Below are 24,776 nucleotides of genomic sequence, written 5' to 3'. Positions count from 1 at the left end.
CGCGAGCCATTAAATGTTATTTAAATAACAAAACTCCACCTTTAAGTTATACGTATAACGGCCTGTTCGCGACGATCTCGTCGACATTTTTTAAACATCGCTAGGTTTATCGGCATCTGAATGTTATTATTTTCACATTACCCATCCGGCTTACTGTCTTAACTTCACTAAGGAATCGCGATGACCACCGAAAACATCGATTACGCCAGCTACGTTGACCACACCCTGCTGGCGATGGACGCCACCGAACTGCAGATCGCCAAACTGTGCGAAGAAGCGCAGCAGCACAACTTCTATGCGGTATGCGTCAACTCCGGCTACGTGCCGCTGGCGGCCCAGCTGCTGCAGGAAAGCACCGTGAAAGTCTGCTCGGTGATCGGCTTCCCGCTGGGCGCCGGCCTGACCGTCGCCAAAGCCTTTGAAGCCAAAGCGGCGATCGCCGCCGGCGCGCAAGAGATCGATATGGTGATCAACGTCGGCTGGCTGAAAAGCGGCCTGCTGGACGAAGTGAAAGCCGACATCGCCGCCGTGCGCGAGGTTTGCGCGGCGATCCCGTTGAAGGTAATATTGGAAACCTGCCTGCTCAGCGATGCGCAGATCGTCCAGGTTTGTGAAATGTGTCGCGAACTCGATGTCGCCTTCGTGAAAACCTCTACCGGCTTCAGCACCGGCGGCGCTCGGGAAGAGCACGTCAAACTGATGCGCGAGACCGTGGGCAGCGAAATGGGCGTGAAAGCTTCCGGCGCCGTGCGCGATCGCGCCACCGCCGAGAAGATGATCAACGCCGGCGCCACGCGTATCGGCACCAGCTCCGGCGTCGCCATCGTATCCGGCGCCCAGCCGGCGGCGGGCAGCTACTGATCGTCGGCATGCCCTGACGGGCATAGCCAATACACAACGATGCGGGACAATACGGGCGGCCAATGCGGCCCGATATTGCCCCGCATCGTTGTGTTTAACGCCGGAAACGCCGGCACGCCCTTTACCTCTACTACCTGTGGGAAGACGGATCTATGGAAACGCGGCGCGAAGAACGTATCAACCGGTTAGTTCAGGCGTTAAAACGCGCTGACAAGATCCACCTGAAAGAAGCCGCCGTGCTGCTGGGGGTCTCGGAGATGACCATTCGCCGCGATCTGAGCGCCGAACCGGCGGCGGTGGTGCTGCTCGGCGGCTACGTGGTGACCGATCCGCGCAGCAACGGCGTCACCAACTACTTCGTTTCCGATCAAAAAGCCAAGCAGGTGACGGAGAAACGGCGCATCGGCCTGCTGGCGGCGCCGTTGATCAATGAAAACGACACGGTGTTTTTCGACTGCGGCACCACCACCCCGGCGATCATCGACGCCATCGCCGACGAGCTGATCTTCACCGCCGTGTGTCATTCGCTGAACACCTTCCTGGCGCTGCAGGACAAACCGAACTGCAAAGTGGTCCTGTGCGGCGGTGAGTTCAAGCCGAACAACTACATCTTTTCCAGCGTCGGCGGCCGCAACGAGCTCGATCACATCTGCCCGAACATCGCCTTTATCTCCGCCGCCGGCCTCAGCCTGCAGCACGGCGCCACCTGCTTCAACTTCGACGAGCTGGAGATGAAGCATCGCGCCATGGCGATGGCGCAGCAAAAGATCCTGGTGGCGGATCACAGCAAGTTCGGCAAAACCAAACCGGCCTGCATCGGCCCGCTGACGCAGTTCGATCGGGTGATCAGCGACCGCCAACCGGACGCCGACTTCATGGCGTTCTTCAACGACAACGCCATCGCTACCCGCTATTAATTCGCCTTCTGCGCCGTCGAAACCGACGGCGCACCGCTGCAATCCCCTTCTTTCCCCGCCCGAAAATGAACAAATAATGCGCAATCGATTCGCGTTTTTCGCTTATCCGCACGCAACATCAGGTTAATAAAATGCAACAGGTCACCCGGGTGATTATTTTCTCGCAGGCTAAACCCGCTGCCGGCTGGGTAAATTAACGACTATTTATGGCTTTTATATGATAAATCGCGCCAAAGGCCGCGATGTTTAAATAAACGGCGGTTTAAGCGGTTGCAGCAAATATCGCCAATACCTGTTAGGCATCTGTTATTTATATGATGAATGGTTACGCATTTCTATCCGCTAACCACGTAAGTAATTTCCCTTCGTTATTAACGGCGATTTTCATTAAAAACCATTTAAAAACAAATCGATGAATGAAATTTTACTTAAAAATACAATGTGATCCACATCACTAAAACTGCTTAATCCGGGTTTTTCGCTAGATCCAAAACCACGCATAAAATATATTGCTCGGCTTGCTGCTGAGCACAGCGCTTTATCCGGCTAATTATTGTACAAACCGCATAATCGCAGAAATTATTATGAGAGCGTTCTCAGCACAAAATCTTACACAAATGTGCAACAAATGCGCGAAAAATCGATAAAAAAGCAGATAACTGCACATATTGCGCATTTGAGAGCAGGATCACGGTTGTTTCTACTGTAAATCGTTATCTTGCCGCCAACAAAAATCGACAGGCAAAGACCTGTCGGCAGCGGTAACGACTTTTATCGCCCGTGACGGTGAAAAGTCTTTAGTGAATTACCCGGCGCTGTGCCTTGGTAATGAACACAATAAACAACCAGGGGGACGCCAAAACATCCCCGCAAGCAACACCTGATTCTTACCGCAAGCGTTGCCTGAATAGGACGTTTGACGGTTTAACCTTAAGTTTTGCCTTTTAATTTTAAATTCGTGTTCACTTCGGAGATATTTATGGACACTACACAGACCGGCACAATTGCCTCTGCGGCCTCGGGCTCCAGCAGTACCTGGCGTAAAACGGATACCATGTGGATGTTGGGCCTGTATGGCACCGCCATCGGCGCAGGCGTCCTGTTCTTGCCAATCAACGCCGGCATCGGCGGTTTGATTCCTCTGATCATCATGGCCATCATCGCTTTTCCGATGACCTTCTTTGCCCACCGCGGCCTGTGCCGTTTCGTTCTGTCCGGCAAGAATCCCGGTGAAGACATCACCGCCGTGGTAGAAGAGCACTTCGGCATCACCGCCGGTAAACTGATCACCCTGCTGTACTTCTTCGCCATCTACCCGATTCTGCTGGTTTACAGCGTGGCGATCACCAACACCGTCGACAGCTTCATCACCCACCAGTTGGGTATGACGTCGCCACCGCGCGCCATCCTGTCGCTGATCCTGATCGTCGGCCTGATGACCATCGTGCGCTTCGGTGAGCAGGCCATCGTGAAAACCATGAGCATCCTGGTCTTCCCGTTCGTCGCGGTGCTGATGCTGCTGGCGGTGTATCTGATCCCTAACTGGACCGGCGCCATCTTCGAAAACGTGTCGCTGTCCGGCAGCGGTACCGGCATGGGCCACGGCCTGATCATGACCCTGTGGCTGGCGATCCCGGTAATGGTGTTCTCCTTCAACCACTCGCCGATCATCTCCGCCTTCGCCGTCGCCAAACGTGAAGAGTACGGCGCAGACGCCGAGAAGAAATGCTCCCGCATTCTGGCCTACGCACACATCATGATGGTGCTGACCGTAATGTTCTTCGTGTTCAGCTGCGTGCTGAGCCTGACGCCGGAAAACCTGGCGGAAGCCAAGGCGCAGAACATCTCGATTCTGTCTTACCTGGCTAACCACTTTAATAACCCGATGATCGAGTACATCGCGCCGGTTATCGCCTTCGTCGCCATCACCAAATCGTTCCTGGGCCACTACCTGGGCGCGCGTGAAGGCTTCAACGGCCTGGTTGCCAAGTCGATGAAGAGCCGCGGCAAAACCGTCAGCACCGCCAAGCTGAACCGCATGACCGCTATCTTCATGCTGGTGACCACCTGGATCGTCGCCACCCTGAACCCAAGCATCCTGGGCATGATCGAAACCCTGGGCGGCCCAATCATCGCCATGCTGCTGTTCCTGATGCCGATGTATGCCATCCGTAAAGTGCCTGCCATGCGCAAGTACAGCGGCCACATCAGCAACGTGTTCGTGGTTGTGATGGGTCTGATCGCCATCTCTGCTATCGTGTTCAGCCTGCTCGGCTAATCACGTCCGGCCGGCGCCGCTGCGCGCCGGCCCTCCCGCACTCCCCCATTTCCCGTATTCACCGCCTGAAACCTGAAGAAGGAGGCGAGACCATGGTCAGCGTTTTCGATATTTTCAAAATTGGCATCGGCCCATCCAGTTCCCACACCGTTGGCCCGATGAAAGCCGGCAAACAGTTCGTCGACGATCTGATCGCCCACCAGCAGTTGCAGGACACCACCCGCGTGGTGGTCGACGTGTACGGTTCGCTGTCGTTGACCGGTAAAGGCCACCACACCGATATCGCCATCATCATGGGCCTGGCCGGCAACCTGCCGCACGACGTGGACATCGACAGCATTCCCGGCTTTATCCGCGACGTCGAACAGCGCGGCCGCCTGCCGCTGGCCAACGGCCATCACGAGGTGGATTTCCCGCAGCACGGCGGCATGAATTTCCACAGCGATAACCTGCCGCTGCACGAAAACGGCATGCGCATCCGCGCCTTCGCCGGTGAGCGCCTGCTGCACAGCAAAACCTATTACTCGATCGGCGGCGGTTTCATCGTCGACGAAGAGCACTTCGGCCAGTCTGCCGAGGGCGCCACGCCGGTGCCCTACCCGTTCAAATCGGCGCACGATCTGCAGCAGCATTGCAAAGACACCGGGCTGTCGCTGTCCGGCCTGGTGATGCAGAACGAGCTGGCGCTGCGCAGCAAGGCCGATATCGACGCGCACTTCGCCGACGTCTGGCGGGTGATGAGCGCCGGTATCGAACGCGGCATCAACACCGAAGGCTTGCTGCCCGGCCCGATGAAGGTGCCGCGTCGCGCCGCCGCGCTGCGCCGCATTCTGGTGACCGGAGACAAGAACAATATCGACCCGATGAACGTGGTCGATTGGATCAACATGTTCGCGCTGGCGGTCAACGAAGAAAACGCCGCCGGTGGCCGCGTGGTCACCGCGCCGACCAACGGCGCCTGCGGCATCATTCCTGCGGTGCTGGCTTACTACGACAAGTTCATCCGTCCGGTAAACGCCAACTCCTACACCCGTTACTTCCTGGCATCCGGCGTGATTGGCGCGCTGTACAAGATGAACGCCTCGATCTCCGGCGCCGAAGTGGGCTGTCAGGGGGAAGTGGGCGTGGCCTGTTCGATGGCGGCGGCCGGGTTGACCGAACTGCTGGGCGGCAGCCCGGCGCAGGTGTGCATCGCGGCGGAGATCGCCATGGAGCATCATTTGGGGCTGACCTGCGATCCGCTCGCCGGCCAGGTTCAGGTGCCCTGCATCGAGCGTAACGCCATTTCCGCCGTCAAGGCGGTCAACGCCGCACGCATGGCGATGCGCCGCACCAGCGAACCGCGAGTTTGTCTGGATAAGGTGATCGAAACCATGTACGAAACCGGCAAAGACATGAACGCCAAATACCGCGAAACCTCGCAGGGCGGGCTGGCGATCAAGGTCGTGGCCTGCAACTGACCGCCACGGCGAGGCACTTAAGGCGCCGGCCGCTCCGATTGGGCCGGCGCCATCTCAGTGCTGCGCCTTCCCTGCCGCAATGCCAGGCTGAATGCCGGCTCGCGCCCCCACGGCGCCGGGACGGGCGCTGTGCCGCAGCCAGCCGTAAAGTTCGGCATTACGCCGGAACCCCATCTTGCGCATAACGCTCATCTTGTGATTGCTGACGGTTTTCACGCTGATGTCCAGCATCCGTGCGATTTGCGTCACTCCCATCTCCCGCGTCATGCAGCGCATGATCTCCTGTTCGCGCAGCGTCAGGCCTCGGTGCTGGCATACGCAGTTCATGCCACAACTCGGCCTGCCCGGCCATTTGCTGCGCCGCTCCAACTCGGCGTTCACCTGATACAGCGCCGATACTAGCGGCGTATCGTGGTAGATGACGCCGGCCTCCAGCGCGCAGCGGGTGCCGGCGGTGCGTTTATGCCGCCCCTCCGGCGTTCGCAACGAGAAATACAGCGTTTGGCGCCCCGCAGCCTGCGCCTCAAAGAAGTGACAAAAACAGCTTTGCACGCCGGGAGGAAAATAGCAGAACACCAGATCGGCTTCGTGAACCTGCTGCGCATCCAGTAACAGCGTGCGCTTGCCGTAAGTGCTGAAGTGCAGCGCCAGGGCCTCCTGCCAACCGGCGCTGAAGTAACGGTTTTCATCAAATAGCGCGATTTTTATCATGGTGTTCATCCCTGCCCTCCCGCCGTGTCGGCTTCCCGTTTAACCGCCTTGGCACCCTTTGCCGGTGCCTGGCTGTTGTCGATGCGTAATTCATAAACCATGGTGGCGTTGGGCGGCACCTTCGGCGGATAGCCGGTTTCGCCGTAGGCCAGCGCCGGCGGCACGACCATCGTCAGCGAACCGTGGTTATGCAGATGGCTTATCGCCTCCCGAAACAGCGGCGGATATTCGGACAGCGGTTGCGACAGCACCTTGCCGCTCAGTTCCATATCCTGGATCACCGTGCCGTCGGTCAGTTTCTCCTTCACCACCACATCGACCACCGCCGTTGGCGCCAACGCCCCCTCCCCGGCGTAATCCACCCGATACCAGAAGCCCATCGCCGACGGCTTAACGCCCTTTTGTTGACGGAACTGCGCCAGGTAATCTTCGTCACGCCGCCGCTGTTCGTTAACGCGTTTCTCACGCGCGGCCACGGCGGCGGCATCCGCCTGCGCCGTCAGCGCATTCAGTTCATCCGGCGGCAGCTGCAAACGCCCCGACACGCTATCGATGACGCCCGCCAACAGGCTGTCGCGATCCACCGGTACGCCCCAGCTTTGACGCTCCGCCACAACCCCCTGAATGTCACGCCCCAGCGCACTGCCCGCCGCGTAGGACAAACGCTTGCGTTTATCCTTCAACTGCTCCGGCGTCATCTCCCATTGCAGCCGCTGATGCAGCGCCAACAGCGCCTCGCGCGCCTGCTGGGTCGCCTTCTGCTCAGCGGCTCGCTTCTGCTCACTCGCTTCCAACGCGGCGCGCAGAGCGTGCAGCGCCTCCTGGTGCTCGCGCTGGCGTTGTGCAAGCGTCTGTGCCGATGCCTGCGCGGCGGACTCCAGCTCGCTGGCGCGCCGTTCGGCCTGCATCGCCGCCGCTTTGGTTTTGGCGGTTTCCTGCGTCGCCTGACGCAGCAGCGCCTCGGCGCGTTGGGCATCGGGCGAACCGCGCCAGGCGGCGCCCAGCCCGGCGATCCACTGCTGCAGCGTTGACGAGTCCGGCAACATCGCGACGGATGGCGCCGCTTTCTCCGCCCGCAGCGCGGCAAGTTCCTGGCGCAACATCGTCAGTTCCATTCGCTGGCGCGCCAGCTGTTGGTCACGCGCCAATAATGCCTGGCTCAGCGTAAAAGCTTTGGCCGGTGAAGCCGGCTGTTGGGTGTCCGACGGGCGCTTCGCCGGCTCACGCTTTTTTTGCCCCGACGCGCGGTCGGCGGGCGCCGCGTTTTCGCTCTTCGGCCCGGTGCTCTGCCGTTGATACTGCTCGGCAAACTGCAGCAGCGCCGGCACGCCGTCGTCCGCCTGCGCAACGCCGGTGAACAGCAGAGCGACACAGCCGAGCAGACGCATCCTCATTTAACCTGCTCTCCGCGATCCGCCAGCCCGGTCAACACCGCCTGATTCACCCCGGCACACAGATAGTTGACCTTGTAGCGATACAGCGCATCCACCGTCTCCTGCGTGTCGCCGTTTACCCGGGCGCGCAGATTGGCGTACTGCGAAGCGCCGCTCATCAGGCTGTCGAAGGCCTGTTTATAGCGCTGATATTGTTTCTCGTTGATGGTGCGCAATGCGCCCAGTTGCTGCTGGCACTGCTGCAGTTGCTCGGCCTCACGCTGCTTGCGCAAAGCCTCTTCTGACGGCGCTTGCACAGCCTGATTTTGGGTGTTCACGGCGGGTTTGCCCGATTTTTGGTTTTGACAGGCGGCGGCGCTCAACGCCAACAGGCACAGCAGGCCCATGCGCAGGGTGCGATTGAGGGGCTTTATCATCATTGCGTTTTTTGTCCTTGTAGACGCTTATTCGTATTCCAGCGTAAAAGTGGCCACCGCGCTGAAGGTGCCGCGGCCGATGGTCTTCGTTTGGATAGCCTCCGGTTCCCCCTGCACATAGGCCTGCAGCGTGAGCGTGGTGTTGCCGGCATTCAGGCGGAATTTATCGCTGGCGCGATTGAGCGGCAGCGCCTTGCCGCTGCTGTCCTCCAACCCGATGCCGATCCCCGAGGCCAGGCTGCCGGCATCCAGCGCCAGCAGGCCGGGCAGTTTGGCGTTCTCGGTGCCGGTAAACGTAATGGCCACCGTATTGCCCAGGCTGAGATCGCACTCGGTCAGGTGCAACGCGAAGGTTTGGCTATGGGTGCGGGTGTTCAGATACAGGTATTTGTCGACGATGGTGCCGAAATCCAGTTGGATATCCTCATCTCCCGGCTGAATGACGCACGGCTCGGCCACCAGCGTCCCGTGAAAGCGCATGTTTTCCGCCGCGTCCGCCGGCTGCGCCATCATGCCGGCCACCATGACCATGCCTGCCCCCAACAGCGCGCTCCGGCGCCGGTTCGTCTCTGTCGCGCGCATGACGCCACTCCCTTTGGTTAGGCTTGCGCCGGCTCGGCGCAAGCGGCGTATTAGTCGTAATAAAGGCGGAAATCGATCGCCGCACGGTAGGCGCCGGCGCTCAGCGTCGCCGGGGTGCGCACCGGCGTCACCGTATACGTCAGGGTGTTTTGTCCCGGCGTCAGCAAGATCGGTTTGTTACGCGCGCCGAGGCGCACCGGCAGGCCGCTGGCATCCGCCAACTGCAACCCCAAGCCGGTGACGCCGGCGACCCTGACCAGGCTCGGCGCGTCGTCATCCGTCGGCGCGGCAAACGCCACGGACACCGCAGGCTGGCTGCCGCTCCAGGCCAGCACCCCGGTCCAGGCGTCGCGGTTGCTCGCCGGCGCCCGCAGGCAGTCTTTCAGCGTCAGCTCGAACGCCACCGGCGTGCCGCGATCGCCCGGGCGCTGAAAATGCGCCGTTCCCGTCTCCCCCAGCCACACTTCCTGACGCGCGGTGGTCATTTCCAGACTGCAGGCGCTTTCCGTCAACGCGCCGTAGACGTGGAGCGTGCCGTTCGCGCCCTCCACCTCCCAGTTGTCCACCGCGCGGGCCGGTGGCATCAGCACCAGCATCGTGCCCGCCGTCAGCGGCACCATCAGCGCGGCCAACACCGTCAGGCCGATAGTGCGTCGCTGATGACGTTCATAGGCTTTTCCCAACAGCATGGGGATCTTTCGTTGCATGATTCGTTCACTCCGCTGTGTTCACTCTGTCTTCCCTGCTGGCGCGCGGATCGTCATTTGGCGACCGGCACGACCTGGCAGGCATTGCCGGCGCAGCGGAAGTTCAACTGCGGCCGCCCACCGTAATCGTTGATGTACGCCAGCGACGGCCCGTTGCCGAGGCTCGCGGCGGAGACGTTCAGCGGGGCGCTGGCCTTCGGCGCCACCATCAACGGTTCAAAGCCCGCCGCCCCTTTCCCGCCCTTGCCGGCGCTCGCCTCAACGATCGTCACGTAATACGGGGTCGGGTTGTTCACCACGTACTTGTCGCCCTGCCGGGTCAGCGTCAGCTGCTCCTGCCACGGTGCGGCATTCTTTTTCGGGGCGAGCGCCGCCGGGCGATAAAACATTTTGATGCGCGTCTGCAGCGCTATCTGCAGCGTGTTCGGCTTATTGCTGCGCGGCGGGATCTCGCGCAGGTTGAAGTAATACAGCGTCTCCCTGTCCTGCGGCAGCTGACGCGCCGCCGGCAGCGACTGGATCTTCACCTGGCTCGGTTTGCCCGGTTCCACCCGCTGCACCGGCGGCAGCACGGTGAAAGGGCTTTGGATCTTGTTGCCGCGGTCGTCTTCGATCCATCCCTGCGCCAGATACGGCAACTGTTTGTTCTGGTTACTGATGTTGAGACTGACCGTTTTCAGGTCGCCGTCGAAAATCACGCGCGTGCGATCCAGCGCGATGGCCGCATGAGCGGGCAGGCTGACCGCGCCGATCGTCAACGCGGCGGCGAGCGGGCCCACAAGGAAAACGGTCTTTCTGGTCATAGTCAGATTCATCATGTCTTCACGGTTCCAGTCGGCCGGAAGCGGACGAGCCCGCCCCGGCGGTTTAGCGGCGGAGCGCACTCCGCCGGGTGTATGTCAGTTGGCGTCGGCCGCCGGCTTGTCGCCGGCAAGAGGACGGCAAGGCAGCAGCAACGTGTTCATCAACATTTCGGCCGGCAGCGGCGCCGGCAGCTGGATTTCACACTGCGCCGCGCCGTTCCAGTGCACGCTCATGCGCTCGCCGGGATTGAGGCCGGACAGGTAAACGCTGCCGCCGTCATTGATGATGCCGGTCTCCTGTTTGCGGGCATTCAGCACCGTGGCGCCGAACGGCGGCTCGCTGCCGTCCGCCAGCTTGACGATCGCCATCGCCTTCTCGCCGGCAATCACCTCAAACTTGCGGTAGCCGATGGCCCCCTCGGTCAACGTGGCCTGCACCACCGAACGCGTCGCCTCGACGTTGTCGCTCAGGCTGTTGAGATCGATGCTGGCCTTGTTGCGGTAGTAGCTGTTTACATCCGCCACCACCGCCTTGCCGTAACGGTTGGTCAGCACCGTACTGCCGTAGCCACGCACCGGCACACCGGCGACGCCTTCGGTATCGAGCAGCAAACGCGTGCCGCCCGGCGTATTGACGCGGTGCAGCACCGCCCCTTCCGCCGCCATCGTCAGGCCACCCTGCGCGCCAATGCCGACGGCGCTGTAGCGGCCGGCCTGGTAGCTGGCGTTGGCGTTGATCTGCGCCATGTCGCCCTGATGGCTGTAATAACCGCTGGCCGTCGCTCCGCTGCGTGCGGCGCCGGCGCTGATCTGATAGTTGTTGTGTTCATCGACCCGGTTGTAGTACCCGACCCGGTGGGCGTTCTCTTCGCGATCGAGCGTCATGTTGTAACTGAGCGTGCCCGCGCTGCCCCAGGGCAGCGACAGCGACAGATACATCCCGTCGTCGTTGCGCTCGTTGTAACGGTTGCGATAGGCCGACAGCGACACGCTGACGTTCTTGAAATCGCCGATGTCGAAGTAGCGCGACACCATCAGGTTGTAACGATCGTTCGGTGCCCGATCCCAGTAGGTTTGGTGGCTGTAGTTGAGATAGGTGCTCAGCCCCAGATCGCGGAACTGTTTGTTGAAGGTGATGGTGTACATCTCCTTGCTCTTGCCGCTGCGCCCCCCTTCGTAACGCGCATCCAGGTAGTCCCCCATGCTCATGAAGTCTTCCTGAGAGAAGCGGTAACCGGCGAAGGTGACCTGGCTGTCGTATTCATCGAAGTTCTTCGAATAGCTCAGCCGGTACGAACCGCCGGTCAACGTGCCATCCTGCGGCAGACGCGCACGCGACTGCGTGGCATCGAACGACAGCGCCCCCAGCGCCATCAGATCGCGCCCGATCCCCAGCGACAGCGCGTTGTAATCGCCGCCGGCGATGCCCCCGCCGTACAGCGACCAGCCGTTGCTGATCCCCCAGGAGAACTCGCCGGTGCCGAACATCGGCCCGCGCAGATGGTGCCCCCACTCCGACGGCTTGCCCGTCGCCAGCTTGTAACGCACCGTACCCGGCCGCGTCAGATAAGGGATGTTGGCGGTGTTCATCTTGAACTCCTGCACGCTGCCGTCCTGCTCTTCGACGCGCACGTCCAGCTCGCCGGAAACCGCATCGTTGATGTCCTGAATGCGGAACGGCCCCGCCGCCACCTGCGTTTCATACAACACGCGCCCCTGCTGGCTGACCACCACCTTGGCGTTGGTTTTCGCCACGCCGGTCACTTCCGGCGCATAGCCGCGCAGGTTGGGCGGCAACATGCTGTCGTCGGATCGCAGGCTGACGCCGGTAAAGCGCAGGCTGTCGAAAATGTCGGAGTTCAGGTAATCCTCACCCATCGTCAGCCGCGAACGCAGCGCCGGGATCGCCCGGTAGGCGTAATAGCGGCTCCAGTCGAACTGTTTGTCGGTCGGCTGAGAAGAACCGGTCTGATGGTTGAGGTTGGCCTGCCAGTCGGCGCGCAGACGCCAGGCGCCCAGGTTGGCGCCGCCGGTGCCATTGCCGCTCAGGCTGTAACTGCTGCCGCCCTTCTGATGTTTTTGCGTTTGGGCGTTGACGTTATAGTCAAACAGCAGCCCAGGAATACCATCATCCCAGCGCGAAGGCGGGTCCCAGTTTTCCGAGCTGTATTCCAGATAGGCCTGAGGAATGTTGAGATACAGCGAAGAGCTGGCAAGATCGCCGCGGGCTTCCATCCCCGCCAGGCTGGAGGCGTCAAGGCAACGGCCGCCGTGCGTCCAGTTCAGCGTGCTTAACAGTTTTTCTTTCAGCCCCAGTTGGTTGACCAACTCCGGCGAAAGACAGGCTTCGCTGCCTTTAGGATCGTTCTCGGGCGCCATAAACGTCACCGGCTGTTCCGGCAGATCGTTCTTATTGACGTGCACCACCATGGTATAAACGCCCGGCATGATGTAGCCGCTGCGCGTGAATTGGCTCAGATCGATATTTTTGCGATCGTTGATGTCCAATACGTCGGTATTGAATTGAATCACGTCGGCGGCATAGACCAACGCGATTGGATTTCCCAGAGAAAGGGCAACGCAAAGCCCCAAGGCCTGAAGACGAAATAACTTCCCTGCCGGTGAAAGCATAATAAAGTCCTTTCAATAACGAATTAACCGTCAGTACGAGAAAAAATCAAAAATAATCCAGCTTAAAACGCACTGTGGAAAAATACGCTCCCACCTTCAACGGCTGGTGATTCGGCATCAACGTCATGGAATAATTCAGCACTCGGTTCCCCGGTATTATTCCCTCCATCGGCAAAGGTTTCCCTGGAATAACCGCCGTGCCGCTGCTGTCTTTTATCTCCAATGCCACGCCGCGCGCATCGCCCTGTACGCCAAACAGAGCGCCTTCCGCATAACCATCAAACGTGACCTGAAAGAATTTCCAGTCAGGCTTGTTTTCCGGCCGTTCCAAAATGCAATTGACCAATTCGATACTGAAAGGTTTGGTCATCCCCTGGCCGTCACGAATGATCTGCCCGAGAGGAATAGTGTCCATATCGATCGTCTGATCGCGGCTGCCGGCGGCAATGGCGCAGGCGGTGTCGATAATGGCGCCGTGCATGTTGACTTTGCCCCACCCCTGCGCGGCGGAAGTTGCATGGCCGGGCGCAAACGCCAACGACGCCAAAAGAACGGCACCCGCTCGATTCCTTGGTAAAAACATCGCGACATTCCTTTGACAGGGAGATTCACCAGGCATGCGGCGAACCCCATGCCTGGTTGATTAAGCCTTCGGGCTCACTTACTGATAAGCCAGGGTGAAATCGGCTACGGCAGTGAAATCGCCCGGAACGATGGCGGCGGAAGCGCCTTCGCCCTGCAGGTAGGCGGCGAAATGCAGGGTGTTGTTGCCGGTATTCAGGGTCTGCGCGGTAGTCGCTTCACCCAGTTTGATCGGCTGGCCATTGTAAGAGATGGCTACGCCGGCGCCGCTGGCGGTGCCCGCGATACCCAACAGATCCTTGTCGGTGGACGATGCGACGCCGCTGAAGGTGGTTTTAACGGTTTTCAGCGTGGTGATGTCGCACTGCTCCAGTTTGATTTCAAACGGACGCGGGTTGGATTTGCCGCCGTTTTTCAACGCCACGTTGGAAACCTGGCCCAGATCTACGGTCTGATCGATCGACTCGGGCGCAATAGAGCATGGCGCATCAATAATAGAGCCCGTGAAGGTGACCTTACCGTGTCCCTGATCGGCTGCCTGTGCAAAAGAACTTGCGCCAAATGCAATCACTGCAGCCATCATGATTTTGTTAAGTTTCATAGAACCTATATTCCTTATAAGAAAAAATGCATATTCCAATCAAGAAAAAGAGCAACAGGAAACCTGCTCGCGCTTATATGTGCGCAGCCCTGATTCTTTAGCATCTTGCTGGTTGGTTAACTGCCAAAACCCAAAGGCATCGACAATAAATACGTCGATAACGGCAAGTCTGCAGCGGCCCACCCATTAATGAATTCGTCATATAAAAATAAACGAAATCACAACAAGCAGAGGCCAATACTTTCTAATCCGTCCTTCTTGTCCGGCGATGAATATTCTGGCAAATGCCTCTCAGCAAAAAAAGGCTTTTTTTGATCAAGGCGAACATTCGCAATTTATTTCCTAATTGAAGTTAATTTACTGTTATTTTTAGCCTCATAGATCGTAAAAGATACTTTTATAGAGCAATATCCTGTTTTTCTTTGATTCCCAAGTAATCAGATCGCAAAGTGGCGCTTTGTGAATATAATAAACCAAAATTTTAGGTTTCAGCGTGACGCCACCCCTGCCTAAGCACAGGTAAAAACGGGGCGGGCAACGCCTTTTTTTTCAATCCTGATAAATAGATAGGAATTTTCTTTGTTCGCGTTTTACCTCGTTGTTGGTAGGCAGCGAAAGTTTGTTTTTTCTTAGGAATACGGCAATCGGAATACAGAGGAAGTGCTATGGAAGCGTTATCTCCGAAACAAAAGGAAATACGGCAATTGCAGCACGATCTGCTGCAAACATTATTCGCGCAGTCGCCCCGTAAGTGCCCTATCGGCGGGTTGCCGCCACAGCAGCAATGGCTATCGACGCGGCAACTGGCCAATGCCGTCAACGTCGGTGTTTACCGGGCGCGGCGGCTATTGTTGGATCTTGTCTCCCGGAAAAAAGTGATTGTGACGGACGGCTCTATCAACAACTCATTGAGGTGGTATCCCACCGCGTTGCTGAACGGTGATAACGACGGCATCTCCAACAGCGATGCCCCTCACTCCCCTTTAACGGAATAAATATGGCCAGCCGGCCTGATTGGCAATATTTCATTGCGGAGTAACGCCGCACACTATTTATATATATTGGGATATTATCGTGAGAAAAACAGCCCTGCTATTTTTACGTTGCTGCCTGGCATTATCTTTCTTCATGCTGTTTGGCAACGCCAACGCGTTTACCTGCCGCACGTCCGATGGCGGACTGATTCCACCCGGGGGCTCGACCACGCCGGTTGACGTCCGGGTACGCATCGGGCCACAGCTTTCTTATGGCAAAAACGAAATCGTCAACGTCAGCCAGGTCACCTGTAAAAACGACGTCGCGAGCTGGTATGACTATCTCAAAACCGACAGCCCGGCGCTGACGATGAACAGTGCGATTTTTGGCGCCATCGGCAGCGGCACCACCATCAACGGCAGCGATTACACCTCCCCGGTGCCATCAGGCATCAGCGTACTCAGCCTTACCGGCCTGCAAACCCAGTCGGTCGCCATCCGGGTCTATATCGTGTTGAACCGTTTCCCAACGCCGGACATCAAGGTGAACAAAGGCGACGTCATCGGCCAAATCAACTTTATTCAGACCAACGATCAGCCGGGTTGCCCACAGTGCGGCGTTTATCGCTGGCGCCTGATCGCCGACAACGACGCTTACTTCGTCACCACCAGCTGCACCATCAACAACGGCCAGCAGATTAACGTCGACTTCGGCCAGATCCGTCAGGACTTTCTGACCCAGAGCGCCAATGATGCCCAGATAAAACAGGACAAAGCGCTCAGCTACCAATGCGACGACCAGAGCGCGACGCAGGATATTCTGATCCGCATGGTCAGCGATGCCAGCGGCTTCTCCAGCGATTTTATCAAGACCACCAATCCTAACGTCGGCGTGGCGATGATGTACAACGGCGCGGTGGTGAAGCCGAACAATGCCTTCAGAACGCGCATCGTCAACGGCCAGGGCAACGATACCGTGACCTTTGTACCGGTAAAGAACAATGTCCCTTACACCAGCATCGCCACCGGCCCGCTATCGGGTTCGGCTACGCTGATCTTCAGCGCACCTTGAGACGGGAGCAAGAATGAACATGACGAGTAAAACGCGCTGCGCTCTGCTGTGGGCGCTGAGCCTGATTAGCGCCGCGGCTCAGGCCGCCGACCAGGGTACCAAAGTCAACATCACCGCCACCGTGGTGGCGCCCCCGCCTTGCGTGATCAACGACGGGCGCACCATCGATATCGACTTCGGCAAGGTCGGCATCAAGCGCATCGACGGCAATCGCTATATGCAACGCATCGATTACAGCATCAAATGCGAGTTTCTGGATAACAGCCGCCAGCTGAAAATGAAGATCATGGGCAGCGCGGCGGCCTTCGACGGCAGCGTGTTAACCAGCAGCGTCAATGGATTGGGCATCAAACTGTTGGCCAACGGTAAGGCCTTCGCCATCAATACGCCGCTGAACATCGACTACGCCAATCCGCCGACGCTTGATGCGGTGCCGGTGAAAAACAGCGCCGTCCCCCTGGCGGAAGGCGATTTCACCAGCGGCGCCACCATGCTGGTGGACTACTTTTAATCACCGCCCCCAAAAAATCGCGAAAAAAAGCCGCAACCTCGCAGTTGCGGCCTGGTCGAGGATCGTGCGCCCGGGGCGCGCTCCTCACATCAGGGTATTCAGCCGAAGATCCCGCCGAACCACTGGCTCAGCTTCATCATCACCATATCCCAGATGCGGCTGAAGAAGTTGCCCTCTTTCACCTCTTGCATCACCACCAGCGGGTGTTGCTCGATGGTCTTGCCGTCCAGCTGGAAATCGATGGTGCCGACCACCTGGTTTTTCGCCAACGGCGCTTCCAGCGTCGGTTGGGTCAGCTTGTAGCTGGCCTTCAGGTTTTTCATCTGCCCTTTCGGAATGGTGACCGAGGCGTCTTTCGCCACGCCGAGCGGCACTTCGCTGACGTCGCCGAACCACACTTTCTGGGTGACGAACGGCTTATCGGCCTTGATCGGCGTCGCGGTTTCATAGAAGCGGAAGCCCCAGGTCAGCAGTTTTTCGCTTTCGCTAAAGCGCACGCGATCGCTCGGCGCGCCCAGCACCACCGAGATCAGGCGCATCGAGCCGTCGGTGGCCGATGCCACCAGGTTGTGGCCGGCGCCGCTGGTGTAACCGGTCTTGATGCCGTCGACGTTCAGGTTGCTGCTCCACAGCAGGCGGTTGCGGTTAACCTGGCGGATCTTGTTAAAGGTGAATTCTTTCTCTTTATGCAGCGCGTATTCGTCCGGCACGTCGCGGATCAGCGCCTGGCTCAGCAGCGCCATGTCGCGCGCGGTGCTGTACTGCCCTTCCGCATCCAGGCCGTGCACCGTCAGGAAGTGGGTGTTCTGCAGCCCCAGAGATTTGGCGTAATTGTTCATCAGGCCGACGAACGAATCCTGGCTGCCCGCCACGTAGTCCGCCAGCGCGATGCTGGCGTCGTTGCCCGACTGGATCACGATGCCTTTATTCAGCTCCAGCACCGGCACCTGATCGCCCGGCTTGATGAACATCAGCGAAGAACCGCGCAGCGCCGGGTTGCCGGGCGCCCAGGCGTCTTTGCCGACGGTGACCATGTCTTCCGGCTTGATCTTGCCGGCCTTGATCGCCTGCCCAATCACGTAGCTGGACATGATCTTGGTCAGGCTGGCGGGATCGAGGCGGGTGTCGGCATTGCCTTCGGTCAACACCTTGCCGCTGTTGTAATCCATCAGAATGAAGGCCTTGGCGTCTACCTGCGGCGGCGCCGGCGGCTCGGCCGCATGCACGGCCGGGGCGGCCAGCAACAGGATGCCTACGCTGAAGGTCAGTTTTTTCAGGGAAGTGGATAAGTTTTTTTTCATCATGACGTCGCCAGAGTGTCCATTCAAATCATTGAAATAGCGTTAACTTTCAAACATGTTCACGTTTTAAGCCAACCAGCGAGAGTGGCCCGGTGCGCGCGTGCCGGCCGCAACCCCCTGCGGCGCCCGTAGCGGGTAACGCAGCGCACCGAAAATGCCCTTGCTGTGAGTTTATGTGATTTATCTTATTTTTGCAGGGTTTAGCGTGAATTTTCAGCATTTTTACATAACTGTACGCAACCCCCCGCTTATCGTTCAAAAAAGCATCGTGACGCGCATTTTTGCACCCACCCACGGCTACACGGCCAAGCATCTGCACTGCTAAACATCTGCGCATCCATACGTCTAAAAAAGATTAATATATTCCATAATGGCATATACAACCGTTATTTGTTCTTTTTAAAGCGCTTATTCTCAGCGCTATCATCCACATAACGACTTTTATACCGAATAATCCTGGAGATGAGTCATGGCGATCCCCCATTCCGTCATCGAGATGATTGGCAATACCCCGATGCTGGAACTGACCCGGTTCGATACCGGCCCGTGCCGGCTGTTCGTCAAGCTGGAGAATCAAAACCCCGGCGGTTCGATCAAAGACCGCGTGGCGCTGTCGATGATCGAACAGGCCGAGCGCGACGGCAAGCTGCAGCCGGGCGGCACCATCATCGAAGCCACCGCCGGCAATACCGGCCTGGGGCTGGCGCTGGTGGCGGCGCTGAAAGGCTATAAGCTGCTGCTGGTGGTGCCGGACAAGATGAGCCGCGAGAAGATCTTCCACCTGCGCGCGCTGGGCGTGGAAGTGCTGCTGACCCGCTCGGACGTCGGCAAGGGGCATCCGGCTTACTATCAGGATTACGCCAAACGCCTGGCCGGGGAGATCCCCGGCGCCTTTTATATCGATCAGTTCAACAACCCGGCCAATCCGGCGGCCCATACCACCACCACCGCGCCCGAACTGTGGCGGCAGATGGAGCATGACGTGGACGCTATCGTGGTTGGCGTCGGCTCCGGCGGCACGCTGGGCGGGTTGAGCCGCTATTTCGCCGAGGTTTCGCCGCAGACGGAATTCGTGCTGGCCGACCCTGCCGGCTCTATCCTGGCGGACTATCTCGACAGCGGCCGCATCGGCGAAGCGGGCAGTTGGCTGGTGGAAGGCATCGGCGAAGACTTCGTCCCGCCGCTCAGCGACTTTGACCAGGTCCGCAACGCTTACCGCATCGGCGACGCCGAAGCCTTCACCACCGCGCGCGATCTGCTGCGCAAGGAAGGCGTGCTGGCGGGATCGTCCACCGGCACCCTGCTGGCCGCCGCGCTGCGTTACTGCCGCGCACAGACCGAACCCAAGCGGGTGGTGACCTTCGTCTGCGACAGCGGCAACAAATACCTGTCTAAAATGTATAACGACCACTGGATGCTGGAACAGGGCCTGCTGAGCAAGCCGCAGCACGGCGATCTGCGCGATCTGATCGCCTACCGCCACGACGAAGGCGCCGCCGTCTCCGCCGCGCCGGACGACACGCTGGCGATCGTGCACGCCCGCATGCGGCTGTACGACATCTCGCAGCTGCCGGTGCTGGAAGGCGATCGGGTGGTCGGCCTGATCGATGAGTGGGATCTGCTGAACGCCGTCCAGGCCGACGCCGCCCACTTCAGCCTGCCGGCCGGCAGCGCGATGACCAAGCAAGTCCAGACGCTGCAAAAGGAAGCCGGCTACGACGAATTGCAGGCCACCTTCAACCATGGCCACGTCGCGGTGGTGCTCGACGGCGAGCGCTTCCTCGGCCTGATTACCCGCACAGACGTGCTAAACGCCTGGCGCCAAAAATTACGTTAATAAGGACCCTTTATGGCCAAGTTTGATACGTTGACCGTTCACGCCGGTTACACCCCGGACGCCACCGGCGCCGTGATGCCGGCAATTTACGCCACCTCCACCTACGCCCAACCGGCGCCGGGCGAGCATACCGGCTACGAATACTCCCGCAGCGCCAACCCGACGCGCACCGCGCTGGAAAGCGCCATCGCCGAACTGGAGGGCGGCAGCCGCGGCTACGCCTTCGCCTCCGGCCTGGCGGCCTGCTCCACGGTGCTGGAGCTGCTCGATAAGGACAGCCACCTGATCGCAGTAGACGATCTGTACGGCGGCACCTATCGCCTGCTGGAAAAAGTGCGCAGCCGCACCGCCGGCCTGCGCGTCACCTACGTGTCGCCGGCGGATCTCGCCGGGCTGGAGCAGGCGATCGAGCCGGACACCAAAATGATCTGGGTAGAGACCCCGACCAACCCGCTGCTGAAGCTGGCGGATCTGAGCGCCATTGCCGCGATCGCCAAAAAGCATGGGCTTATCAGCGTGGCGGACAATACCTTCGCCTCGCCGTATCTGCAGCGCCCGCTGGATCTGGGCTTTGACGTGGTGGTGCACTCCGCCACCAAATACCTCAACGGCCACTCCGACGTGGTGGCCGGCGTCGCAGCGGTGGGGGATAACTCGGCGCTGGCGGAACAGCTCGGTTTCCTGCAAAACGCGGTCGGCGGCATTCTCGATCCGTTCAGCAGCTTCCTGACGCTGCGCGGCATTCGCACCCTGGCACTGCGCATGCAGCGCCACAGCGACAGCGCGCTGCGCATCGCCCAGTGGCTGGAGAGCCAGCCGCAGGTTGAAAACGTCTACTATCCCGGCCTGCCTAGCCATCCGCAGCACGCGCTGGCGGCGCGCCAGATGACGCGCTTCGGCGGCATGATCTCGGTGCGGCTGAAAGGCGACGATGCCTATGCGCGCCGGGTCATCAAGCGCTCGCGCCTGTTCACCCTGGCGGAAAGCCTGGGCGGCGTGGAAAGCCTGATCAGCCAGCCGTTCAGCATGACGCACGCCTCCATTCCGCTGGAACAGCGCCTGGCAACCGGCATCACGCCGCAGCTGGTGCGCCTGTCGGTGGGGATTGAGGATGTGGAAGATCTGATCGCCGATCTGCAGCAGGCGCTGGCGGAATAATCGCCTGCATCAAGCGCCATCAGCCCGGCCGGCGCGCCGGGCTTTTTTGTGCCCGCTATTCAGACGCCGATGACGTCCCGATAAAAGCGCTGCGCCACATCGGGGTGGGAACGGATGCGGCCTTTCAGGTAGTTATACCCCACGTCGCGCAGCAGCGGGTTGAGCGGATCGCTGGCCGGGCCGCGCGCCTGCGCCGCCAGCGGCGGCGGCAGTTGATACAGCGGCACCACCGCGTCCAAGCGCGCGCCGAGGAAAAAAGCGATCGACAGCCTGTCGCGCCCCGCCGGCGGCGTTTCCACCCGGTGCACCGTGGCGCGCAGATAGCCGTTGGTCGCCAGTTCCAGCAGCTCGCCGATGTTCACCACGAAGGTGTCTTCACGCGGCTGGGCGTCGAGCCACTGCCCTTCGCTCACCTCCACCTGCAGCCCTTTTTGCTCGTCCTGCAGCAGGAAGCTGAGAAACCCGGAATCCTTGTGCGCGCCGACGCCCTGTGCGCTGGCGGTGGCGTCCCGTCCCGGATAGCGAATCAGTTTGATGTGCTCGTTGGGCTTATCGCCATACAAGCGATCGAAAGCCTGCTCCGGCAACGACAGCGCCAAAGCGAAAGCGCGCAGCAGCCGCAGCGACATGGCGGTCATCGCCTGTTGCCACTGCAGCAGCAGCGGTTTCAGCGTCGGCAGCGCCGCCGGCCACTGGTTTGGCCCCTGCAGGCGTGCCCAGCGTGGGGTGTCGTCAGATAGCGTCAGCGCCGGGCGTTCGGCACCGATATCGAACTGCTCGCGCCAGTCCGGCTGGCCGCGCGTGAGCTCCGCCGCCGCCCGGTTGTAACCGCGAAAGTGCGGCGAATGCACCATCTGCACCGCCAGCTTGTCGGCTTCCGGCAGCGCGAAAAATTGCCGCGCGCCCTGCTGCAGCCGCGCATTCAGCACACTGTCCACGCCGTGCCCGCGCAGATAGAAAAAGCCGACGTCGCGGGCCGCCGCGCGCAGATCGTCAAGAAAGGCGCGCCGCTGGCGCGCATCGCCGTCAAGCAGCGAAAGATCCAGCAGCGGCAGCGTCTTCAGCGTCGTCAGATGCGTCATCGTGTGGTTCCTCTTCTTCCCCAATCACAATCGGGCTGCCATACAGGCGAATAATCAACATTGTCACTCCCTACCGGGTAGCTGCATTTGCTCCATAGTTATCACCGCGCTCGCCGGGGCGGCCAATATTGTTGCGTTCTAAGTTATGCAAACGTTCAACAAACTGTCGCAAAACCGTCATCAATGTTTCTTATGCTCTGCGCAATTTCGCCGACGCCGCTGGCTGGCGACGGGCGCTATCCGCTATCCTGTAAACGACCTCATACCCTGCCTGCCGGAGAAATACTGATGGATTTAGCCTTATTCGACCTGGATGAAACCCTGATTGACGATGACAGCGCCAGCCTGTGGATCCGCTGGCTGGTCGGCCAGGGCTTCGCGCCGGCGGAGCTGGAGCTGCAGGAGCAGCAGCTGATGCAGCTTTATTATCAGGGCAAGCTGTCGATGGAGGACTACATGCAGGCCACGCTGGCGCCGCTGGCCGGCCTGAGCGTGCAAACCGTGGCCGGCTGGGTACAGCGTTACATCCGGCGCGACATCCTGCCGCGCGTCTATCCCGCCGCCCGTGAACGCCTGCAGTGGCACCGCGAGCGCGGCGACTGCATTCTGGTGATTTCCGCCACCGGCGAGCATCTGGTGGCGCCGATCGCCGAACAGCTCGGCGCCGATGATGCGCTGGCGATCGGCGTGGAAATCAGCGACGGCCGCTTCACCGGCAACACCTACGGCACCATGACCTATCAACAGGGCAAGGTGATCCGCCTGCAACGCTGGCTGGCGCAGCATCCGCACCTGCAATTCGAACACAGCCACGGCTACAGCGACTCCCTCAACGATAAAGCGATGCTGCAATTCGTCGACAGCGCCACGGTGATCAACCCCGACAGCGAACTGAGCGCGCTGGCGGCGGAGCACGGCTGGGAAGTGTGCCGCTGGGAACGCTGAGCGGCAGGCAAAAAGTGCCCTGCGGTGTGACAAATAGCGTTTTGTGGCGTAGGTATAGAGGGTCCTTAATCCACTAACGGAGTTGCGCAATGCTGACCATTTGGGGCCGTGAGAATTCGAACAACGTCAGGAAAGTGCTGTGGTGCGCCGCCGAACTGGGGCTGAGCTATACCCACATCAACGCCGGCGGCGCGTTCGGCAAGGTGAACGAAGAGAGTTACCGCGCGCTGAACCCGAACGGCCTGGTGCCGCTGCTGCAGGACGATGACTTCGTGCTGTGGGAATCCAACACCATCGTGCGCTATCTGGCGGCGAAATTCGGCGACGCGACGTTCTATCCGCAAGATCTGCAGGCGCGCGCCGCCGCCGAGAAGTGGATGGACTGGACCACCTCAACCATCGTCCCGGCCTTCACCATCGTCTTTTGGGGCCTGATCCGCACCGCGCCGGAATTGCGCGACATGGCGAAAATCGAAGCGGCGATCGCCACGCTGGAAAAGCACTTCGACGTCATCGAACAGACGCTGGCGCGCCAGCCTTACCTCTCCGGCGACGCGTTCGGCTTCGGCGATATCCCGCTCGGTAGCTTCGCCTACGCCTGGTTCGAAATGCCGATCGCCCGCCGCCCGCGGCCGAACATGGAGCGCTGGTATCAGCAGCTGCGCGCCCGCCCGGCCTATCAGCGCGGCGTGATGAGCGAACTCACCTGATCGCTGCGGGGCGTTACGACGCCCCGACCTTCAGCAGCTTGCCGTTCCGCTCGTCCGTCAGCAGATACAGATAGCCATCCGGTCCGCTGCGCACCTCGCGAATGCGCTCGCCGCGATCGCCCAGCAGCCGCTCTTCCGCCACCACCTTGTCGCCTTCCAGCGTCAGGCGGATCAGCTCCTTTTGCGCCAGCGCGCCGATGAACAGCGAGTGCCGCCAGGCGGGGAAGCGCTGCCCGTCATAAAACGCCATGCCGCTGAGGCCGGGCGATACCCGCCAATAGTGCAGCGGCTGTTCGGTGCCGGGCACCCGTTCCCCTTTGGCCTCGGGGATCGGCTGGCCGGAATAGTTGATGCCGTAGGTGGCCAGCGGCCAGCCGTAGTTTTTACCCGGCAGCGGGAGGTTGAGCTCATCGCCGCCGCGTGGGCCGTGCTCGTGTTCCCAGATAGCGCCGCTCCACGGGTTCAGCGCCAGCCCTTGCGGATTGCGGTGGCCGTAGGACCAAACCTCCGGCCGTTTGCCCGCCTGGCCGACCCAGGGGTTGTCCGGCGGCACCGCGCCTTCGGCGGTCAGTCGCACCAGCTTGCCCTGCAGCTTGTCGGTCTCCTGCGCCGTCGGCCGCTGGTTGTTTTCGCCCAGCGCGATAAACAGGTAGCCCTGCCTGTCGAACGCCAGCTTGCCGCCGAAGTGATTGCCGACTGACAGCTTGGGCAGCTGGCGGAAGATCACCTTGAAGTTTTCCAGCCGCGCGCCGTCGTCGCTCAAACGGCCGTAGCCGACCGCCGTGCCGGCTTTGCCGCCCTCGCCCGGTTCGGCGAAGCTGAGGTACACCCGGCGGCTGGCGGCGAAGTCGGGGGCCGGCAACACCTCCAGCAGGCCGCCCTGCCCCTCGGCGTAAACCTGCGGCACGCCGGCGATCGGCGGCGACAGGCCTTTGCCCTGCTGCCACAGCCGCAGCCGGCCGGGCCGCTCGGTGATAAGCAGGCCTTGTTCCGCCGGCAAAAAGGCCAGCGACCACGGGTGTTCCAGGCCGTCCTGCAGTTGGCTGACCGTCGGCGCGGCCTGCAGCAGGCCGCTGCACAGCAGCAAACCGGCCAGCAAAGTCAATCGGGGCATGGCATCCTCCTGGGGGTGAAATGACCCGTTTAGTGTAGCCCACTCAGCGGGCGCGGTCGTTTGCATTACATTTCAACAGGTTGCCTTTTGGCCGCAGTGTGCTTAAGTTAACCCATCACCCAGGAGGAA

At 60.3% G+C, this 24,776-nt stretch carries 23 protein-coding genes; 11 read left to right on the top strand and 12 right to left on the bottom strand.

The genetic code is table 11. The features are described from left to right. Positions 1-180 precede the first annotated feature (180 nt). The 4 genes from deoC to ACJ8PI_RS03870 all read left to right on the top strand — a co-directional run bounded on the left by deoC (position 181) and on the right by ACJ8PI_RS03870 (position 5,516). The gene (gene deoC, locus ACJ8PI_RS03885; RefSeq protein ID WP_033637798.1) at positions 181-861 is read left to right on the top strand and encodes a deoxyribose-phosphate aldolase; all 681 of its coding nucleotides are present in this window, start codon (positions 181-183) and stop codon (positions 859-861) included. 152 nt (positions 862-1,013) lie between these two features. After that, positions 1,014-1,778 carry a DNA-binding transcriptional repressor DeoR gene (gene deoR, locus ACJ8PI_RS03880; RefSeq protein ID WP_033637797.1) on the top strand — a complete coding sequence of 255 codons (765 nt, stop codon included), beginning with the start codon at positions 1,014-1,016 and terminating at the stop codon, positions 1,776-1,778. A gap of 979 nt (positions 1,779-2,757) precedes the next feature. Beyond that, a complete protein-coding gene (locus ACJ8PI_RS03875) occupies positions 2,758-4,056 on the top strand; it encodes an HAAAP family serine/threonine permease (protein WP_004938697.1) in 1,299 nt (432 codons plus the stop codon). 92 nt (positions 4,057-4,148) lie between these two features. Next, positions 4,149-5,516, top strand: coding sequence for an L-serine ammonia-lyase (locus ACJ8PI_RS03870; RefSeq protein WP_049214125.1), 1,368 nt, complete (start codon positions 4,149-4,151; stop codon positions 5,514-5,516). A gap of 54 nt (positions 5,517-5,570) precedes the next feature. On the opposite strand, the gene ACJ8PI_RS03865 is transcribed toward ACJ8PI_RS03870, so the two are convergent. From ACJ8PI_RS03865 to ACJ8PI_RS03825, 9 genes are all read right to left on the bottom strand, one after another. Beyond that, complete coding sequence (locus tag ACJ8PI_RS03865) at positions 5,571-6,236, bottom strand: response regulator transcription factor (RefSeq protein WP_041034282.1); 666 nt, start codon at positions 6,234-6,236, stop codon at positions 5,571-5,573. Beyond that, a complete protein-coding gene (locus ACJ8PI_RS03860) occupies positions 6,233-7,621 on the bottom strand; it encodes an FKBP-type peptidyl-prolyl cis-trans isomerase N-terminal domain-containing protein (protein WP_164134084.1) in 1,389 nt (462 codons plus the stop codon). The genes ACJ8PI_RS03865 and ACJ8PI_RS03860 overlap by 4 nt, the downstream gene beginning before the upstream one ends. Then, on the bottom strand, positions 7,618-8,040 hold the full coding sequence (locus ACJ8PI_RS03855) for a hypothetical protein (RefSeq protein ID WP_047568423.1): 423 nt from the start codon (positions 8,038-8,040) through the stop codon (positions 7,618-7,620). The genes ACJ8PI_RS03860 and ACJ8PI_RS03855 overlap by 4 nt, the downstream gene beginning before the upstream one ends. A gap of 24 nt (positions 8,041-8,064) precedes the next feature. Beyond that, complete coding sequence (locus tag ACJ8PI_RS03850; protein ID WP_033646700.1) at positions 8,065-8,619, bottom strand: fimbrial protein; 555 nt, start codon at positions 8,617-8,619, stop codon at positions 8,065-8,067. A gap of 50 nt (positions 8,620-8,669) precedes the next feature. Next, positions 8,670-9,308, bottom strand: a complete 639-nt coding sequence (locus ACJ8PI_RS03845) for a fimbrial protein (RefSeq protein ID WP_060421603.1) — start codon at positions 9,306-9,308, stop codon at positions 8,670-8,672. A 71-nt stretch (positions 9,309-9,379) separates the two neighbouring features. Then, a complete protein-coding gene (locus ACJ8PI_RS03840) occupies positions 9,380-10,144 on the bottom strand; it encodes a fimbria/pilus periplasmic chaperone (protein ID WP_048321394.1) in 765 nt (254 codons plus the stop codon). An 81-nt stretch (positions 10,145-10,225) separates the two neighbouring features. Further along, on the bottom strand, positions 10,226-12,760 hold the full coding sequence (locus ACJ8PI_RS03835; RefSeq protein WP_049234301.1) for an outer membrane usher protein: 2,535 nt from the start codon (positions 12,758-12,760) through the stop codon (positions 10,226-10,228). Positions 12,761-12,806: 46 nt separating this feature from the next. Then, positions 12,807-13,343: a fimbrial protein gene (locus tag ACJ8PI_RS03830; protein ID WP_033654626.1), complete on the bottom strand. Its 537-nt coding sequence runs from the start codon at positions 13,341-13,343 to the stop codon at positions 12,807-12,809. Positions 13,344-13,421: 78 nt separating this feature from the next. Continuing rightward, positions 13,422-13,943 carry a fimbrial protein gene (locus tag ACJ8PI_RS03825; protein ID WP_025302212.1) on the bottom strand — a complete coding sequence of 174 codons (522 nt, stop codon included), beginning with the start codon at positions 13,941-13,943 and terminating at the stop codon, positions 13,422-13,424. Positions 13,944-14,608: 665 nt separating this feature from the next. Here ACJ8PI_RS03825 and ACJ8PI_RS03820 point away from each other — a divergent pair. From ACJ8PI_RS03820 to ACJ8PI_RS03810, 3 genes are all read left to right on the top strand, one after another. Next, the gene (locus ACJ8PI_RS03820; RefSeq protein ID WP_033646709.1) at positions 14,609-14,938 is read left to right on the top strand and encodes a hypothetical protein; all 330 of its coding nucleotides are present in this window, start codon (positions 14,609-14,611) and stop codon (positions 14,936-14,938) included. Between the two features lie 133 nt (positions 14,939-15,071). Then, positions 15,072-15,989: a fimbrial protein gene (locus ACJ8PI_RS03815; RefSeq protein ID WP_442528118.1), complete on the top strand. Its 918-nt coding sequence runs from the start codon at positions 15,072-15,074 to the stop codon at positions 15,987-15,989. Between the two features lie 19 nt (positions 15,990-16,008). After that, positions 16,009-16,500: a fimbrial protein gene (locus ACJ8PI_RS03810; protein ID WP_225369105.1), complete on the top strand. Its 492-nt coding sequence runs from the start codon at positions 16,009-16,011 to the stop codon at positions 16,498-16,500. 98 nt (positions 16,501-16,598) lie between these two features. Here ACJ8PI_RS03810 and ACJ8PI_RS03805 read toward each other — a convergent pair whose 3' ends face one another. Then, positions 16,599-17,804, bottom strand: coding sequence for a serine hydrolase (locus ACJ8PI_RS03805; RefSeq protein ID WP_060453210.1), 1,206 nt, complete (start codon positions 17,802-17,804; stop codon positions 16,599-16,601). A 466-nt stretch (positions 17,805-18,270) separates the two neighbouring features. Here ACJ8PI_RS03805 and ACJ8PI_RS03800 point away from each other — a divergent pair, with 466 nt between their 5' ends. Continuing rightward, a complete protein-coding gene (locus ACJ8PI_RS03800) occupies positions 18,271-19,638 on the top strand; it encodes a pyridoxal-phosphate dependent enzyme (RefSeq protein ID WP_164134083.1) in 1,368 nt (455 codons plus the stop codon). A 12-nt stretch (positions 19,639-19,650) separates the two neighbouring features. Then, entirely contained in the window at positions 19,651-20,796 is a 1,146-nt protein-coding gene (locus ACJ8PI_RS03795) for a trans-sulfuration enzyme family protein (protein ID WP_164134082.1), read from the top strand. Positions 20,797-20,855: 59 nt separating this feature from the next. On the opposite strand, the gene ACJ8PI_RS03790 is transcribed toward ACJ8PI_RS03795, so the two are convergent. Beyond that, the gene (locus ACJ8PI_RS03790) at positions 20,856-21,878 is read right to left on the bottom strand and encodes an isopenicillin N synthase family dioxygenase (RefSeq protein ID WP_049212986.1); all 1,023 of its coding nucleotides are present in this window, start codon (positions 21,876-21,878) and stop codon (positions 20,856-20,858) included. A gap of 288 nt (positions 21,879-22,166) precedes the next feature. On the opposite strand from ACJ8PI_RS03790, the gene ACJ8PI_RS03785 reads away from it, so the two are divergent. After that, a complete protein-coding gene (locus ACJ8PI_RS03785; RefSeq protein WP_033654623.1) occupies positions 22,167-22,823 on the top strand; it encodes an HAD family hydrolase in 657 nt (218 codons plus the stop codon). Positions 22,824-22,912: 89 nt separating this feature from the next. Further along, positions 22,913-23,533: a glutathione S-transferase family protein gene (locus ACJ8PI_RS03780; protein WP_033637781.1), complete on the top strand. Its 621-nt coding sequence runs from the start codon at positions 22,913-22,915 to the stop codon at positions 23,531-23,533. Between the two features lie 13 nt (positions 23,534-23,546). On the opposite strand, the gene ACJ8PI_RS03775 is transcribed toward ACJ8PI_RS03780, so the two are convergent. Next, entirely contained in the window at positions 23,547-24,647 is a 1,101-nt protein-coding gene (locus ACJ8PI_RS03775; RefSeq protein ID WP_164134081.1) for a PQQ-dependent sugar dehydrogenase, read from the bottom strand. Between the last annotated feature and the right edge of the window lie 129 nt (positions 24,648-24,776).

Origin of the sequence: Serratia sp. CY82433 (assembly GCF_052166535.1) — a bacterium.
Taxonomy (GTDB): Bacteria; Pseudomonadota; Gammaproteobacteria; order Enterobacterales; family Enterobacteriaceae; genus Serratia; species Serratia sarumanii.
Note: the sequence above shows the minus strand (reverse complement) of the source record. Positions and strands in the feature narration are given on the sequence as shown.

Bases quoted from the DNA above. Each gene is read 5' to 3' on its own strand.
- deoC (WP_033637798.1), top strand. From the start codon at position 181: ATGACCACCGAAAACATCGATTACGCCAGCTACGTTGACCACACCCTG.
- deoR (WP_033637797.1), top strand. From the start codon at position 1,014: ATGGAAACGCGGCGCGAAGAACGTATCAACCGGTTAGTTCAGGCGTTA.
- ACJ8PI_RS03875 (WP_004938697.1), top strand. From the start codon at position 2,758: ATGGACACTACACAGACCGGCACAATTGCCTCTGCGGCCTCGGGCTCC.
- ACJ8PI_RS03870 (WP_049214125.1), top strand. From the start codon at position 4,149: ATGGTCAGCGTTTTCGATATTTTCAAAATTGGCATCGGCCCATCCAGT.
- ACJ8PI_RS03865 (WP_041034282.1), bottom strand. From the start codon at position 6,236: ATGAACACCATGATAAAAATCGCGCTATTTGATGAAAACCGTTACTTC.
- ACJ8PI_RS03860 (WP_164134084.1), bottom strand. From the start codon at position 7,621: ATGAGGATGCGTCTGCTCGGCTGTGTCGCTCTGCTGTTCACCGGCGTT.
- ACJ8PI_RS03855 (WP_047568423.1), bottom strand. From the start codon at position 8,040: ATGATGATAAAGCCCCTCAATCGCACCCTGCGCATGGGCCTGCTGTGC.
- ACJ8PI_RS03850 (WP_033646700.1), bottom strand. From the start codon at position 8,619: ATGCGCGCGACAGAGACGAACCGGCGCCGGAGCGCGCTGTTGGGGGCA.
- ACJ8PI_RS03845 (WP_060421603.1), bottom strand. From the start codon at position 9,308: ATGCTGTTGGGAAAAGCCTATGAACGTCATCAGCGACGCACTATCGGC.
- ACJ8PI_RS03840 (WP_048321394.1), bottom strand. From the start codon at position 10,144: ATGATGAATCTGACTATGACCAGAAAGACCGTTTTCCTTGTGGGCCCG.
- ACJ8PI_RS03835 (WP_049234301.1), bottom strand. From the start codon at position 12,760: ATGCTTTCACCGGCAGGGAAGTTATTTCGTCTTCAGGCCTTGGGGCTT.
- ACJ8PI_RS03830 (WP_033654626.1), bottom strand. From the start codon at position 13,343: ATGTTTTTACCAAGGAATCGAGCGGGTGCCGTTCTTTTGGCGTCGTTG.
- ACJ8PI_RS03825 (WP_025302212.1), bottom strand. From the start codon at position 13,943: ATGAAACTTAACAAAATCATGATGGCTGCAGTGATTGCATTTGGCGCA.
- ACJ8PI_RS03820 (WP_033646709.1), top strand. From the start codon at position 14,609: ATGGAAGCGTTATCTCCGAAACAAAAGGAAATACGGCAATTGCAGCAC.
- ACJ8PI_RS03815 (WP_442528118.1), top strand. From the start codon at position 15,072: ATGCTGTTTGGCAACGCCAACGCGTTTACCTGCCGCACGTCCGATGGC.
- ACJ8PI_RS03810 (WP_225369105.1), top strand. From the start codon at position 16,009: ATGACGAGTAAAACGCGCTGCGCTCTGCTGTGGGCGCTGAGCCTGATT.
- ACJ8PI_RS03805 (WP_060453210.1), bottom strand. From the start codon at position 17,804: ATGATGAAAAAAAACTTATCCACTTCCCTGAAAAAACTGACCTTCAGC.
- ACJ8PI_RS03800 (WP_164134083.1), top strand. From the start codon at position 18,271: ATGGCGATCCCCCATTCCGTCATCGAGATGATTGGCAATACCCCGATG.
- ACJ8PI_RS03795 (WP_164134082.1), top strand. From the start codon at position 19,651: ATGGCCAAGTTTGATACGTTGACCGTTCACGCCGGTTACACCCCGGAC.
- ACJ8PI_RS03790 (WP_049212986.1), bottom strand. From the start codon at position 21,878: ATGACGCATCTGACGACGCTGAAGACGCTGCCGCTGCTGGATCTTTCG.
- ACJ8PI_RS03785 (WP_033654623.1), top strand. From the start codon at position 22,167: ATGGATTTAGCCTTATTCGACCTGGATGAAACCCTGATTGACGATGAC.
- ACJ8PI_RS03780 (WP_033637781.1), top strand. From the start codon at position 22,913: ATGCTGACCATTTGGGGCCGTGAGAATTCGAACAACGTCAGGAAAGTG.
- ACJ8PI_RS03775 (WP_164134081.1), bottom strand. From the start codon at position 24,647: ATGCCCCGATTGACTTTGCTGGCCGGTTTGCTGCTGTGCAGCGGCCTG.